General features: G+C 61.3%; 12 protein-coding genes. 4 read left to right on the top strand and 8 right to left on the bottom strand.

Translation table 11 applies throughout. The annotated features are described in order from the left end of the window. Positions 1 to 28: 28 nt before the first annotated feature. The 4 genes from GOB87_RS06360 to GOB87_RS06345 all read right to left on the bottom strand — a co-directional run bounded on the left by GOB87_RS06360 (position 29) and on the right by GOB87_RS06345 (position 3,212). A complete protein-coding gene (locus GOB87_RS06360) occupies positions 29 to 622 on the bottom strand; it encodes an RDD family protein (protein ID WP_166313937.1) in 594 nt (197 codons plus the stop codon). Positions 623 to 630: 8 nt separating this feature from the next. After that, entirely contained in the window at positions 631 to 1,866 is a 1,236-nt protein-coding gene (gene argJ, locus GOB87_RS06355; RefSeq protein WP_166313935.1) for a bifunctional glutamate N-acetyltransferase/amino-acid acetyltransferase ArgJ, read from the bottom strand. Between the two features lie 115 nt (positions 1,867 to 1,981). Further along, positions 1,982 to 2,947, bottom strand: coding sequence for a peptidylprolyl isomerase (locus GOB87_RS06350; protein ID WP_166314022.1), 966 nt, complete (start codon positions 2,945 to 2,947; stop codon positions 1,982 to 1,984). A gap of 118 nt (positions 2,948 to 3,065) precedes the next feature. Then, complete coding sequence (locus GOB87_RS06345) at positions 3,066 to 3,212, bottom strand: hypothetical protein (RefSeq protein ID WP_166313933.1); 147 nt, start codon at positions 3,210 to 3,212, stop codon at positions 3,066 to 3,068. Between GOB87_RS06345 and secA the strand changes: the two genes are divergently transcribed. From secA to GOB87_RS06325, 4 genes are all read left to right on the top strand, one after another. Further along, entirely contained in the window at positions 3,211 to 5,931 is a 2,721-nt protein-coding gene (gene secA, locus GOB87_RS06340) for a preprotein translocase subunit SecA (protein ID WP_166313931.1), read from the top strand. The genes GOB87_RS06345 and secA overlap by 2 nt on opposite strands. A 174-nt stretch (positions 5,932 to 6,105) precedes the next feature. Beyond that, positions 6,106 to 6,855, top strand: coding sequence for a YebC/PmpR family DNA-binding transcriptional regulator (locus tag GOB87_RS06335; RefSeq protein ID WP_166313929.1), 750 nt, complete (start codon positions 6,106 to 6,108; stop codon positions 6,853 to 6,855). 129 nt (positions 6,856 to 6,984) lie between these two features. Next, positions 6,985 to 8,247, top strand: a complete 1,263-nt coding sequence (locus tag GOB87_RS06330; protein WP_166313927.1) for a cation:proton antiporter — start codon at positions 6,985 to 6,987, stop codon at positions 8,245 to 8,247. Then, positions 8,247 to 8,930 carry a YoaK family protein gene (locus tag GOB87_RS06325; RefSeq protein ID WP_166313925.1) on the top strand — a complete coding sequence of 228 codons (684 nt, stop codon included), beginning with the start codon at positions 8,247 to 8,249 and terminating at the stop codon, positions 8,928 to 8,930. The genes GOB87_RS06330 and GOB87_RS06325 overlap by 1 nt, the downstream gene beginning before the upstream one ends. Positions 8,931 to 9,083: 153 nt before the next feature. Here the strand turns inward: GOB87_RS06325 and ggt are convergent, their stop codons facing one another. From ggt to dut, 4 genes are all read right to left on the bottom strand, one after another. Then, positions 9,084 to 10,934, bottom strand: a complete 1,851-nt coding sequence (gene ggt / locus GOB87_RS06320) for a gamma-glutamyltransferase (RefSeq protein ID WP_373320652.1) — start codon at positions 10,932 to 10,934, stop codon at positions 9,084 to 9,086. Between the two features lie 10 nt (positions 10,935 to 10,944). Then, positions 10,945 to 11,748, bottom strand: coding sequence for a type I methionyl aminopeptidase (gene map / locus GOB87_RS06315; protein WP_166313921.1), 804 nt, complete (start codon positions 11,746 to 11,748; stop codon positions 10,945 to 10,947). 79 nt (positions 11,749 to 11,827) lie between these two features. Further along, complete coding sequence (locus GOB87_RS16750) at positions 11,828 to 13,588, bottom strand: ABC transporter permease subunit (RefSeq protein WP_242006204.1); 1,761 nt, start codon at positions 13,586 to 13,588, stop codon at positions 11,828 to 11,830. 61 nt (positions 13,589 to 13,649) lie between these two features. Then, the gene (dut, locus tag GOB87_RS06305) at positions 13,650 to 14,114 is read right to left on the bottom strand and encodes a dUTP diphosphatase (protein ID WP_166313919.1); all 465 of its coding nucleotides are present in this window, start codon (positions 14,112 to 14,114) and stop codon (positions 13,650 to 13,652) included. Positions 14,115 to 14,137 lie beyond the last annotated feature (23 nt).

The following is a 14,137-nucleotide window of genomic DNA, read 5'->3' as shown; positions in this document are numbered from 1 at the left end:
CGTCTGGGTTGCATGAGAAGGACGCGAGTCAGCCCTGTCCGTCAAGTCGGGCAACACGTTCGCTACGCAGGACAAGGGTGCCCGCCACGATGTCGTGCAGGCCCTGTTTGCGGGGCGTGAAAGCCACCATCAGCACGCCGATCATCAGCATGGGAAAGGAGATGAAGGTCTTGACCAGCGTACGGATGAGCGAGCGCAGCAGGGAAATGCGCTGCCCTTCCATATCGCTCGCCCGCAACCCCAGAACCCGCTTGCCCAGTGTGCCGCGCAGGGGGGAGGCTTCCAGCACAATGAAATAGAGTAGTTGGAACAGCAGGAGATACTGCCCGTAATCGTGCACTTCGAACTGCGGCATGGGCCAGGAAAAGCCCTGTCCGATAAAGTCCGTGCTGCGATAGGCCACTTGATAGGAGGGCGTGTCGCCCTGCCAGTGTTCGATGTGAACGGTGGGCAGCGTGAAAATGCCTGAGAGCAGGCTGGTGACGCTCAGAATGAACGAATCAAGCAGGGCGGCAGCCGTGCGGATCCAGAAGCCTCCATAGGCCAGTACGCGACTGTCGCCTGAAGGTGGGACAAAGGCGTTGCTGTCATTGCCCCACCCGGGAGGAATCCTGTCCGACATAGTGCGCCTCAGCTCCGGTAGGATCCGTTGATGTCAATATAGCCGTGGGTCAGGTCACAACTCCACATCGTCGCGTGACCTTCGCCAAGACCCAGATCCACATCGATCTCAATTTCACGGCCCTTCATGTGGGCCACGACTGGCGTTTCGTCATAGCCTTCCACCACCGTTCCCTCGCGGGCGATGGTGACGCCGCCGATGGCCACGGTCAGAAGGTCACGATCGGCCGGTTCCCCGCATTTCCCGACCGCCATGACCACGCGGCCCCAGTTTGCGTCTTCTCCGGCCACCGCTGTCTTTACCAGCGGGGAGTCCGCGATGGCGCGGGCCACCGTACGGGCAGAGGTATCGGACACCGCGCCGGTCACGTTGATGCGGATCTGTTTGCTGGCGCCTTCGCCGTCACGCACCACCATCAGGGCAAGTTCAAGCAGAAGACTGTCGAGGGCCGCGCGGAAAGCGGAAAGGGCGGTGTCATCGGCACTGGCAACAGCGGGATTGTCCGCCCGCCCCGTGGCGAAGAGCAGCACCATGTCGGAGGTGGAGGTATCGGAATCCACGGTGATGGCGTTGAAGCTGGTGACGACGCCTTTCGACAGCAGGCTTTGAAGCACGGCGGACGGCAGCTTTGCATCCGTGGCGACAAAAGAGAGCATCGTCGCCATATCGGGCGCGATCATGCCGCTGCCTTTGGCAATGCCCTGAATGGTGACGGGCACTCCGCCGATTTCGGTCTTGCGCACGGCGGCCTTGGGGAAGGTGTCCGTCGTCATGATGCCACGTGCGGCGGCTTCCCAGCCGTCTTCCGTCAGCGCGGCATGCAGGGCGGGAAGGGCTGCGGTGATGCGTTCGGCGGGAAGCACTTCTCCGATCACACCGGTGGAGGCAAGAAACACCTCAGAAGGCACGCACCCAGCAAGATGCGCTTCGACTTCGGCTGTTTTTTCGCACGTCGCAATCCCCGCGCGTCCGGTGAAAACATTTGCGTTGCCCGCATTGACCACCAGGGCGCGCGCGACACCGCCCTTGAGAGCGGCGCGGCACCAGTCCACCGGGGCGCCGGGGCATTTGGACTGTGTGAAGACGCCTGCAACCGTGGTGCCCGCATCGAACTCGGCCACCACAAGGTCGGTGCGTCCCTTGTAGCGGATACCCGCCGCAACCGCGCCAAGGCGCACGCCGGGCACGGTGCCGAGGTCTGGCAGCGGAGAGGCGAGGGGGGAGACGGGCAGCGGTTGGGCCATGGACGACGCACCTTGGACTGGGCGGAAAACGAAGAAAGGGGACGCCACGAGGCATCCCCTTTCCGATCCTAGCCAAAGACAGGCGGGGAGGCTACAGCCGCCGCCTCTGCTGGCGTCAGTTCTTTTTCGGCGTGCCCGCGATGGCAGGCTGCGCGTTGTCGGGCACCACCTTGCCGTCAGGACCGTAGCGCACGATCTTGACGCCAGATGTGGCTTTCTCCACCGCCGTCCGCACGTCTTCCTGCACGAGCTTCTGGCGGATCTTGTCCTTCACCTCGTCTTCCTTGGGGACCGGCACTGTGCGGTCTTCCAGCACCTGAATGACGTGATAGCCGAACTGGCTCTTCACGGGTGTCTGGCTGTAGGTGCCCGGCTTCATGGCGAACGCGGCATCCGAGAAGGCCGGAACCATGTCACCCTTCTTGAACCAGCCCAGATCGCCGCCGTTGTTCTGGGCGCTGCCCTTATCGGTGGAGAGCTTCGCGGCCAGCGTGCCGAAGTCCGCACCGCCCTTGAGCTGCTTGATGATGTCGTTGGCTTCGGCCTCGGTCTTCACGAGGATATGGCGGGCGTGGACTTCCTTCTCCGCCGGCTTGTTGGCGTAATTTTTCACGTAATAGTCATGAACCGCCGCATCGGTCAGCTGCGGCATGACCTGCTTGGACAGCCACGAGTTCTGGAGCGCCGTGTTGGCGGCGGTTTCCATGGCGGCCTTGGTCTCCGGATCGTTCTGGAGATTGTCCTTGCGTGCCGCGATCTGGATGGCTTTCTGGTCAACCGCCTGGTTGACCAGCATCGGGAAGATCACGTTCGGCGGCAACTGGCGGAGCTGCGGCGGCATGTTGGTGGCGGCCTTGCGGATGTCGCCCAGTGTAATCTTCTCGCCGTTGACCGTGGCCACCAGCGCGTTCGGATCGGTCTGGGGAGCGCCGCCGTCAGGTCCGCCCTGTGCTGCGGCCGTTGCACCGACTGCGGGCGTCGTCTTCGGAGCGTCCGCGGCAAGAGCGCCGGTGGACGTCAGAAGTGTGGAGGCAAGCAGGGCTGCTGCCGCGAGGACCGAACCCGAGCTGGAAAAACGCATGCGAAAAATACCCTGTGTGGACAGAAGGGCTGCATCATGGCTGACCCATCCGCCCCCCGCAAGGGCAGGCCGGACGGCAGCGGCCATGACCGTTTGATGACGGAACGTGAGGCATGCCTCACGTCAGCCCTTGGTTGACCCGTGCCGGTGCGGGCCTTATCTCATTGCCGCAATGCGAGCGGTTCCCGCCCGTTTCCTCGTGCCCCGGCTGTCCGGTGGCGGAGAGGCGGATGTGGACCGCATGCCGTTCCGGAAAGGTCTTCATGTTCGCCTCGCTCGCCCGCGCACTGTTTGGCACTTCCAATGACCGCTCTCTCAAGCGGTTCCAGCGTCGTGTCCCGGAAGTTAATGCGCTGGAGCCGCAGATAGCGGCTCTGGATGACGCGGCTCTTGCACACAAGACGGTCGAGTTCCGGGAGCGGCTGGCCAAGGGTGAGACGCTCGATCAGCTTCTGCCCGAAGCATTCGCCGTATGTCGCGAGGCCTCGAAGCGCGTGCTGGGCATGCGTCACTTCGATGTGCAGCTTATCGGCGGCATGGTGCTGCATGCTGGCAAGATTGCCGAAATGCGGACCGGTGAAGGCAAAACGCTCGTCGCCACGCTTGCGGTCTATCTCAACGCGCTGACTGGCAAGGGCGTGCATGTCGTCACCGTAAACGACTACCTCGCCCGCCGCGATGCCGATGAGATGAGCAGGCTTTACAGCTTTCTCGGTCTGACGACGGGCGTGATCGTGCCCAATCTGCCCGATGACGCACGCCGCGCAGCCTATGCCTGTGACATCACCTACGGCACGAACAACGAATTCGGTTTCGATTATCTGCGCGACAACATGAAGTACCGGCTGGAAGACATGGTCCAGCGGCCCTTCAATCATGCCATCGTGGACGAGGTGGACTCGATCCTCATCGATGAGGCGCGCACGCCGCTCATCATTTCCGGTCCTGCCGAGGACAGCTCCGATCTTTATCGCAGCGTGGATGCCGTGGTGGCGGAACTGGTGCGCGATCCGGCCACATTCGAAAAGGACGAGAAGCTCCGCACGGTCATTCTCACAGAAGCCGGTTCGGAAAAGGTCGAGGAGCTTCTTCATGCCGCCGGTGTGTTGCAGGAAGGCGGCCTGTACGACGTGCACAATGTTGCGGTCGTGCACCATGTCCAGCAGTCGCTGCGTGCTCATTCGCTGTTTGCGCGGGATGTCGATTACATCGTGCGGGATGGCAAGGTCATCATCATCGATGAGTTCACCGGCCGCATGATGGAAGGTCGCCGGTATTCGGACGGCCTGCATCAGGCGCTGGAAGCCAAGGAACATGTCGAGGTCCAGCAGGAAAACCAGACGCTGGCTTCCATCACCTTCCAGAACTATTTCCGTCTTTATCCCAAGCTCTCGGGCATGACCGGCACCGCCATGACGGAAGCCGATGAATTTGCCGAGATCTACAAGCTCGACGTGGTGGAAATCCCCACCAATCTGCCCGTGGCCCGCAAGGACACGGATGACGAGATCTATCTCGACGAGCAGCAGAAATTCGCAGCGGTAGGGAAGTTGGTGGAAGAGGTGCACAAGGGGGGGCAGCCCATCCTTGTCGGCACGACATCCGTTGAAAAGAGCGAAGCGCTCTCAGCGATGCTCAAGCAGCGTGGCATTCCCCACAATGTGCTCAACGCGCGTTTTCATGAAATGGAAGCGACCATTGTAGCGCAGGCAGGTGCGCCCGGGGCGATCACGATCGCGACCAACATGGCGGGTCGTGGCACCGACATCAAACTCGGTGGCAACGTGGAAATGCGCATCCAGCAGGAACTGGCGCATATCACCGATCCTACCGAGCGCGATGCGGCCGAGCAGGCCATCCGCGATGAAGTGGCGCGCAATCAGGCGATTGTGAAAAAGGCCGGTGGCCTCTACGTCATTGGTACGGAACGGCATGAAAGTCGCCGCATCGATAATCAGTTGCGTGGGCGTGCGGGGCGTCAGGGCGATCCGGGCAATTCGCGTTTCTTTGTGTCGCTTCAGGACGATCTGATGCGGATTTTCGGCTCCGACCGAATGACCGGCATGCTCCAGAAGATGGGCATGCAGGACGGTGAGGCGATCGTTCATCCGTGGCTGAACAAGGCGTTGGAGCGCGCGCAGAAAAAGGTCGAAGCCCGAAACTTCGACATGCGCAAGAACACGCTCAAATACGACGATGTCATGAACGACCAGCGCAAAGAGGTGTATGCCCAGCGCCGTGAGTTCATGATGCTCGATGATGTGTCCTCCATCGTGGCCGAAGCACGGGCGGATGTCATCGACTCGCTGGTGGACCGCTTTATTCCCGAAAAGGCGTTTGCCGAGCAGTGGCAGACGACCGAACTGAAGGCCGAGGTTCAGCGGGTTCTCAATCTCGATCTTCCGATCGAGGCATGGGCCGCGGAAGACGGCATGGACCGGGAGCAGGTGGCGGCCCGTATCGAAGATGCCGCAGCGCAGGCGCAGGCGGTACGGACGGCCAATTTCGGCCCCGACATCATGCGCTATATCGAAAAGCAGATTCTGCTGACCACCTTCGATTCCGTGTGGAAAGAGCATCTGCATGCTCTCGATCAGCTTCGTCAGGGCATCGGCCTGCGGGCTTATGGCCAGAAAGATCCGCTGAACGAGTACAAGCACGAGGCGTTCCAGCTTTTCACCTTCATGCTCAATGAGATGCGCGAGCGTGTGGTGACATTTCTGGCGCGTGTCGAGGTGGCTCCCCCCGTGGAACCCAGTCCGCTTGAAGGGATCGGTGAGTTCCATCCTGATCCGCAGGTGGAGGGCTATACTTCCGAGCCGGCACATTACAATCAGACACCGGCGAGTGTTGCGGCTGAACCCGTCGGGGCCGGCGCTATTCTGCCGGAAGATCCGTCCACCTGGGGCGAGACTCCCCGTAATGGGCCGTGTCCGTGTGGCTCGGGTCGGAAATACAAGCACTGTCATGGCCGTGCCGTCTGAGCATTTTGGGTCCGGCCACCGGTCGGGACACCCTCCGGGGCGCTGAGGCGCGTCCGTTCCCAAGGTGAGCGCTGCTTGCCCGTGCTGTTGTACGGCGTGGGGGTGCGGTCCGTGGAGCGGCGCGTCCGCCTGCTTTTTCTGAAAATACGAAGATCATCAGATGGGGAGGGCCCTATGGCCGGCCATTCACAATTCAAGAACATCATGCACCGCAAGGGCGCGCAGGACGCCAAGCGTGCGAAGCAGTTCGCCAAGGTCATTCGCGAGATTACGGTTGCGGCCCGTTCCGGTCTGCCTGACCCGGCCACCAATCCTCGCCTGCGTGCGGCCATTTCCGCAGCCCGCGAAGTCAACATGCCCAAGGACACGGTTGAGCGCGCTATCAAGAAGGCCACGGGAGCGGGCGGCGGCGATGACTACGTGGAAGTGCGCTACGAGGGATATGGCCCGGCAGGCGTGGCCGTGATCGTGGAAGCGCTGACGGACAACCGTAACCGCACTGCGGCTGAGGTGCGCGCGGCGTTTTCGAAATACAGCGGTTCATTGGGCGAGACCAACTCCGTCTCCTTCATGTTCCAGCGCCTTGGCGTCATTACCTATCCGGCGAGTGTTGCAACCGAAGACGAGATGCTGGAAGCGGCCATCGAAGCCGGTGCGGACAATGTGGTGTCCACCGCAGAAAGCCACGAAGTGACGTGCGAGGTGGAATCCTTCTTCGCTGTGCGCGATGCGCTTGAGACCAAATTCGGTGAACCCGAGAGCGCCAAGCTGGACTGGCGCCCCGAGAACACGGTGGCGCTGGATGAGGACAAGGGGCGCACGGTGCTCAAGTTGCTCGATGTGCTCGAAGACAATGACGACGTGCAGAATGTGTATGCCAACTTCGACCTCCCTGAAGAGGTGGCGGCGGCTCTGTCTGCCTGAGTGGTGGTTGCGACAAAAGTCCGGAGAAATGCTCCGGACTTTTTTGTTTTAAGATTAGGGAGGCGAGGGGGCAGTTATCGCCCTCAGTTTTCCTTGACGTAAGGAGCCAGAGCGGCCAGCGGTGAGGCCATGGATACAATCAGCCTCCTTGCTCTGCTTCTGACCCTTTCAGCAGGTTTTAGCATTCTTAACCACCATACGTTGCGTCTTCCTGTCACGATTGGTGTTTTGATCGTCTCATTGCTGACTTCGCTGCTGGTCATGATTCTGAATCCGCTGATTCCGGCCTATGATCTTCAGGCTCTCCCGCGATCCGTGCTCGGCGCCATCAATCTGCCGGCGGCACTTCTGAACGGCGCCCTGTCGCTGCTTCTGTTTGCCGGGGCCATGCAGGTGGATGTCGGCCATCTACGCGCAAAGCTGATGTCCGTGACCGCCCTCTCCATTCTGGGAACCGTTCTGGCCGTGGCCTTTCTAGCGGTCGCAGCTTGGGGCTTTTTCCCTCTTCTGGGCCATGCTGTTCCGTTTGCATGGTGCATTGTGCTTGGCGCCATTCTTGCACCAACAGATCCGGTTTCGGTCGTGGGAATGCTGAAACGTCTGGGACTACCGGGACCGCTTCAGGCTGTTTTCGCGGGAGAGAGTCTGTTCAATGATGGGGTGGGGGTTGTCATTTTCGGTGTAACGATCGGGCTGGCGACAGGAGACAGTCAGGGGGTGGGTGCTTCTGAGATTGCCATGAACTTCTGCCGCGAAGCGCTCGGTGGTGGTCTTCTTGGGGCCGTAACCGGATGGATCGCGCTTCGTGTGCTCAAAGGGCAGCGGGATACGCATATCGATCTGCTGACCTCGCTGGCTCTGGCGACCGGAACATTCAGCATTGCCAACCACCTTGGCATGTCCGGCGCAATTGCCGTCGTCGTGGCCGGTCTCTGCTTCGGAACAAGTTATAGCCATTCCGTTTTCGATGCAGTGTCCCGCAAGGAACTCGACATTGCCTGGACCCTGATTGACGAGGTGCTGAACGTGTTGCTGTTCATGCTCATCGGCTTTGAAATACTGGAGATCACGCCGCATCTGTTTACAGTGCTGGCGACGCTTGCCGTGATCCCGCTGTCCATTGCCGTGCGGGCATTGAGCGTGCTGTTTTCCACCCTGCCGGTTCATCTCCGGCAATGGGAGCGGGGGCGTGTCCTCGGCATCCTGACATGGGGCGGGCTGCGTGGCGGCATCTCGGTTTCTCTGGCGCTTGGCCTGCCGCCCGGAGACCTGCGCGACCTGTTGCTACCCGTCTGTTACGGCGTGGTGGTGTTCACCATCATCGTGCAGGGACTGACGATGGAACGGGTCGCTCGCAGGCTCTATCCGTCATCCGTATCCCAGCCGCAATAATGCCGTCCTTCCTTCTTCCTGTCTCGATTTCCGCTAGGCGGGTTCTCATTCTCGGGCTTGTCGCAGGCTATGTCGATGCCCTGAGTTTCGTTGATCTGGGCGGCATTTTTGCCGGCGGTATGACGGGCAATACCACGCATATGGGTGCATTGTTTATCAGCGGAAACTGGCAGCACGGTCTGCTTCTGGTCGGTGTGCTGGGCATATTTTTCCTTGCCGCCATCCTGTCCGGCCTGATGCGACTGTTATGGTCGCCGGCTTACGGGGTCATGGTCATGACGATCTTTATGGTTCTGGCGCAGGCCGTTCATGGATCATCCCTGCGTTACTGGGGCGAATTTCTCGTGCTTCCAGCCCTTCTGGCCGTGCAGGGCGAGACGATCGCGAAGTTCTCCGGCACACCCATGCCCACGATCGTCGTGACGACAAACCTGCTGAAAGCTGCATCGGGGATTGCGGAATGGATGGCGTCATGGATTGCGGTGGGCAGGATCGCTCGTCCTCTGGCGGGAAGCATTTTTCTGCCGCTGTTGTCCTGGGTTGCTTTTCTGGCGGGCGTGATGGCGGCCACCATGGGTCTGGCCCTGCACGGCAGCTTTCCGTTCCTGTGGCCAGTCCCTTTCCTTGTCTTCCTATACTGGGACATCTGGAAAACGGAGCGGGCGGGACTGGACGATAATTAAAAATCCTGTCTCATAGGTCCGGATCAAGCGCGGGACGTAACGCGTTTACGAATGGGGAATCTGTCTCTCAGTCATGTCGGGTTTATTTCCATCATGCCTGACAGCCGACATTCTACTTCCCCAAAAGCGGTCGCACTGTAAATCTCTCCGGCTTCACTCTCCCACAGCGGCACCACCCGGATGCCGCCGATCCACTCCTCCATACAGCCCGTTTTTCACGCCCCCGACATGCGGCATCAGTTCTTCGGTGACAATGCCCTCAGGAATACCCCAAGGCGCATGTTCCGTAAGAGTGTAGCCTTCATCAGCGAGTGTCCGCGCAACACTGGCGCTCACCGCGCCACGTTCGATTTCCACGATGGAAGGCATCCACTGTTCATGAAGGCGCGGCAGGTCGATGGCCTGCTGGATGTCCAGACCGTAATCGATCACGCCTGACACAACCGACAGGACAATGGTGGGGATGCGTGAACCACCGGGACTGCCGATCACCATGACCGTATGGCCGTCGTGAGAGAGGAGCGTGGGCGTCATGGAGGAGAGGGGCGTCTTGCGTGGCGCTATGGCGTTGGCCGTGCTGCCGACGATGCCGAACATGTTCGGACTGCCGGGTTTGACTGAGAAATCGTCCATCTCGTCATTGAGCAGGATGCCGGTGCCCGGCGCCATCACGCGGGCGCCGAACCAGCCGTTGAGTGTGTAGGTGGTGGAGATGGCAAAGCCGGTCTGGTCCATCACCGAGAACTGGGTCGTTTCTTTTTTCTCGTGATCGGAAGCGGCGGTGGTCTCATCTGCGCCGGGCGCGGCCACACCTGCTGTCAGCATGGATGAATCGATAGCCCGTTCAACGGGAATGGCCTTGCGGACCTGCGCCGCGTAGTTCGCGTCGAGCAGATGCGCGATGGGGTTGGCCACAAATGCTGGATCCCCCAAGTCGCGTCGGTCGGAATAGGCGTGACGCATCGCCTCGATTTCCTGATGCAGGGCAATGGCACTGTGCAGACCTTCGCCCTTCAGGTCATAGCCCGAGAGAATGTCCAGCATCTCGCACAGGGCGATGCCGCCTCCGCTGGGTGGTGGTGCGGTGTCGATGCGATAGCCCCGGTAAGAGCAGGTCAGGGGGGCTGAAACAGTGGGGCGGTAGCTGGAAAAATCGGCGGCACTCAGCAGACCGTCGTTCCGTGTGCTGGCCTCCACGATGCGTCGGGAAATCTCGCCACGATAAAAGGCATCCGGGCCTTGGCGGGCTATGAGGGTCAGCGAATGGGCCAGATCACGCTGCACAAGCCGGTCGCCCACTTCAAGAGAGGCGCCGTTCGGTCGGGTGAAAATAGGGCGCAGCACCGGATCGGCTTTGAACTCGGTATCCGCTGTCCGCAGCAGTGCGACGTCGCCTTCTTCCAGACGGAAACCTTCGCGGGCAAGGCGGATGGCGGGTTCCATCACTTTCTGACGTGAGAGTTTTCCCCATCGTGCGTGAACATAGTCCAGTCCGGCCACTGTTCCCGGAACCGCCACCGCTTTCCAGCCCAGCACGGATTCACCGGATCGGACATGGCCTTGTGCGTCCTGAAACATGGTGGGTGTGGCGGCAAGTGGTGCACGCTCGCGGAAATTGATGAAGAGGGGATCTTCATGCGGTGGCCGCAGAACCATGAAGCCGCCGCCGCCGATATTGCCTGCCGCCGGATAGACCACGGCCAGTGCATATCCCATGGCCACAGCGGCGTCGGCGGCGTTGCCTCCGCTGGCAAGGATGCGTGCGCCCACTTCCGAGGCAAGATGTTGCGCGGACACGACCATTCCATGCGCACCATATGCCGGGCCGACTGTCGATGTCGTCGTGCGTGTAGCCTCATAAGCGAGAGGATCGGGCGCGCCTGCCACCGGAGCCTGCGCCGCGTAACCGGTGGTCACGGAGGCGCAAACCAAAACCCCGATGCCCAGCCATGAAGCCACTACTCGCAGAAGCGGACGATTTGTGGGGAAGGCGGGGACGGGCAGGCTCATGACATCAATCCTTGTAAGGCGGTCGGGTGTAGCCTTTCGGGGAGAGGGTGAAGATTTCGCAGCCGTCTTTCGTCACACCGATCATGTGCTCGAACTGGGCCGAGAGCGTGCGGTCGCGGGTGACGGCTGTCCAGCCATCATCGAGGATTTTCACATCCGGCTTGCCGATATTGAGCATCGGCTCGATGGTGAAGACCATCCCGGCTTCCAGCTTCAGCCCTTCGCCCGGACGACCGTAATGCAGCACGTTGGGAGCCGCGTGAAAGGTGCGCCCGATGCCGTGTCCGCAGAAATCCCGCACCACGCCGAAGCGGTTCTTTTCCGCCAGTGTCTGGATGGCGTAACCGATATCGCCCAGCGTTGCGCCGGGACGCACGGCGGCAATGCCGGCCATCGTGGCGTCATAAGTCACATCGACCAGCTTCTGTGCCTTGATGGGCGTTTTGCCGACCGTGTACATCCGGCTGCTGTCGCCGTACCAGCCATCGAGGATGGATGTGACATCGATATTGAGGATGTCGCCGTCCACGAGTTTGCGGTCGCCCGGAATGCCGTGACAGACCACATGGTTGATGGAGATGCAGCACGATTTGGGATAGCCGCGGTAATTCAGCGTGGCTGGCGTGGCGCCGTTTTTCAGCGTGAAGTCGTGGATGAGGGTGTTGAGTTCCTCGGTCGTGACACCGATGCGGACATGATCGGTGATCATGTCCAGTGTTTCGGCGGCCAGCTTGCCTGCGGCCCGCAATCCGGCGAAATCCGCCTCATCATGCAGGATGATCTCGCGGCGTGACGGCTTGCCCTCCATGGTGCTCCCCCAAGGTTTGAAAAGACGGGCGGACCATGCCCCCTTTGAGGAGCAGGTGCAACACGCGAAGTGAGGCCTTTCAGAGAGCGGCTGGCGGCAGGTCGTTCACAGACGCCTGTGTACGCTGGCTGGTGTCTTCATCGGGCTGGAATGCCAAGCCCGGTCCCGGTGTGCGGCGTAATCCTTCATCGCACAGCACGGCAAGAAAGGTGATGGCGGCCAGAGCGCAGGTTCCGGCAAGCGGGTCTTCGTCCCTTAGCGCCGTGGCGACCTGACTGCCGATCCCGAAGCCTCCGTCAAACGTGCGCTCGCCCCACACCGTCACGGCCGCTGCGATGGAGGCGTTCCACATCCAGAAGGAGGCCCGACGGCATCCCACGATCCATGCCGGGCGAAGACCCGGCAGGATGATCCGCATCCATCTCAGGCGGGAGGGGATACGATAAACCCGCATGACATCGAGAAAAGAACGGGGAAACAGGCGTGCGCTCTCGCTCAGGCGGAGAAGCAGGATCGATGGAAAGCCGAAGAACAGGAACGGGACAAGACCGGAGAATGGGCCTGCGGCCGTCATGATGGGAGGAAACAGCAGAAAGACAGGAAAAAGGATAAGAAAGCGCGCAGCGGCCAGAAGAGGCGTCGCGATTTTTTTCGACCGGCCCGCCAGCCAGAAAGAGAGAGGCAGCCAGACCAGCGAGTTCAGGGCGAGCAACGCTACAAGGGCCACTACACTTGCAAGGCACGCTGTGAGGATGACGCCAATCGTTTTCAGCACGTGAAAAGACGGGCCAATGAACAGCGCAAGGGCCAATCCGCACAGCCCCGCTATCCACGGCACCGATTCCAGCACGGGCAGGTTGCGGGAAAGGCTTAGCTTGTGCGCCACCGGACGTGCGCCCAGCGGCAGGGTGCCAGCGGCTTCCATAAGGTGTGTCAGCCCTTCGAGAAGGAGACGGGTTGGAGCAAGGCGCTTGAGGAGGCGTATAAGGCCCGCTTCGGTGCTGCGGCCATGTTCCTCGAAACGGCCAGACCAGCGACGGAAAGGCCGGATCAACAGGTGGTCGATCAGCCCCACAAGCACGGCTGTCAGGCCAATGAGGACGCTCAGACGTGCGATGTCCTCATGCTCCATCGCGGCGGCGGCCTGTGCGCCCAGTCCCTGTGCCACCGGGAGCGCATGAAACTCCACCACCATTTCCGCCAGTACAAGTCCGGTCCATGTCTGTGGCATGGCGCGGACGGTGGCGTGTGCAAGGGCCGGCATGACGAAAGGAACATGAAGCCGCCAGAATGAAGGCCACGCGCGCAGCCTGAATCCCTGTGTGACCATCATGAGAGGAATCGGCAGCGTATCGCGTGCGCGCAGCACGGCGGAGGCCACGGGAAAGGCGAGGGCTGCGGCGCCTACGCCATCGATGAGCAGTTCGCCCGCCATCCGTGCATCGAAAGGCAGGAGGGACGGCCCAAAGACAAGCGGAACGCCTAGGGCCGCAAGCCCGCAAACCGGCACAAAGCTAAGCATGTCGAGCGCACGAAGTGCGGTATGACGGCGGAAAGTGCTGCCTGTGGTGAGGGCAAGGCTGCCGAGCGAGAAGCCAAATGCAAGGATCAGGCACCCGACGATCCGTAGGCCGGTTATGCCGACGGCCTCCAGCATGGCCGGGAGCGAAGGATCATCCGCGTGGAGGGAAAAAGGATGAGCCGGAAGGGTGTCCATCCGGGCGGTAAAGGCGCCGATGGCGATCAGAATCCCGGACAGGCAGGCCGCCATGGCGAGCCGGTCGCGGGTGCGCGGTGAGTGTGGAGGTTCAGCTTCGGCGGAATAACCATCGTCGGTCATGCCGGTCGCTGCTTTCGGGCTGTTTCACTCATCTCCTGATGCTCCGTGCGGAGGTGTCCGTTCAGGGCGTTTGTGTGCCGGTGCTGCCAAAGCCGCCTGCGCCGCGCGCTGTTGCGTCGAGATTGTCCGTCTCGTCCCATGTCGCACGGAAAACGGGGGCGAGCACGCCCTGAGCGATGCGCATGCCGCGCTCCACGGTAAAGCGCTCCTGTCCGGCGTTCATTACGATCACGCCGATCTCGCCGCGATAATCTTCGTCAATGGTGCCGGGAGCATTGGGCAGGGTGATGCCATGCTTGAGCGCCAGCCCCGAGCGCGGACGCAGTTGCAATTCGAAACCGGGTGGGAGGGCGATGCACAGCCCCGTCGGGATCAGTGCGCGTCCACCGGGCAGAATGGTCACGGGTGCGTCCACGGCGGCCACGAAATCCATGCCCGCCGCGCCTGTCGTGGCATAGGTCGGCAGAGGAAGATCGTGGGCATGGGGCAGACGTTGGACGGCCACGCGGATGTTTTGCGCGCTCATACGGAGTGGGCGGCCGGAATGAG

The sequence above is a fragment of the Acetobacter estunensis genome (assembly GCF_011516945.1).
GTDB classification, from domain to species: domain Bacteria; phylum Pseudomonadota; class Alphaproteobacteria; order Acetobacterales; family Acetobacteraceae; genus Acetobacter; species Acetobacter estunensis.
The sequence above is the reverse complement of the archived record's forward strand: the minus strand, read 5'-3'. Positions and strand labels throughout refer to the sequence as shown.

What these genes read in the sequence shown, in the direction of transcription:
- GOB87_RS06325 (WP_166313925.1), top strand. Translation starts at nt 8,247, where the DNA reads ATGCCGTCCTTCCTTCTTCCTGTCTCGATTTCCGCTAGGCGGGTTCTC.
- GOB87_RS06345 (WP_166313933.1), bottom strand. Translation starts at nt 3,212, where the DNA reads ATGAAGACCTTTCCGGAACGGCATGCGGTCCACATCCGCCTCTCCGCC.
- secA (WP_166313931.1), top strand. Translation starts at nt 3,211, where the DNA reads ATGTTCGCCTCGCTCGCCCGCGCACTGTTTGGCACTTCCAATGACCGC.
- GOB87_RS16750 (WP_242006204.1), bottom strand. Translation starts at nt 13,588, where the DNA reads ATGACCGACGATGGTTATTCCGCCGAAGCTGAACCTCCACACTCACCG.
- GOB87_RS06330 (WP_166313927.1), top strand. Translation starts at nt 6,985, where the DNA reads ATGGATACAATCAGCCTCCTTGCTCTGCTTCTGACCCTTTCAGCAGGT.
- argJ (WP_166313935.1), bottom strand. Translation starts at nt 1,866, where the DNA reads ATGGCCCAACCGCTGCCCGTCTCCCCCCTCGCCTCTCCGCTGCCAGAC.
- GOB87_RS06350 (WP_166314022.1), bottom strand. Translation starts at nt 2,947, where the DNA reads ATGCGTTTTTCCAGCTCGGGTTCGGTCCTCGCGGCAGCAGCCCTGCTT.
- GOB87_RS06360 (WP_166313937.1), bottom strand. Translation starts at nt 622, where the DNA reads ATGTCGGACAGGATTCCTCCCGGGTGGGGCAATGACAGCAACGCCTTT.
- map (WP_166313921.1), bottom strand. Translation starts at nt 11,748, where the DNA reads ATGGAGGGCAAGCCGTCACGCCGCGAGATCATCCTGCATGATGAGGCG.
- GOB87_RS06335 (WP_166313929.1), top strand. Translation starts at nt 6,106, where the DNA reads ATGGCCGGCCATTCACAATTCAAGAACATCATGCACCGCAAGGGCGCG.
- dut (WP_166313919.1), bottom strand. Translation starts at nt 14,114, where the DNA reads ATGAGCGCGCAAAACATCCGCGTGGCCGTCCAACGTCTGCCCCATGCC.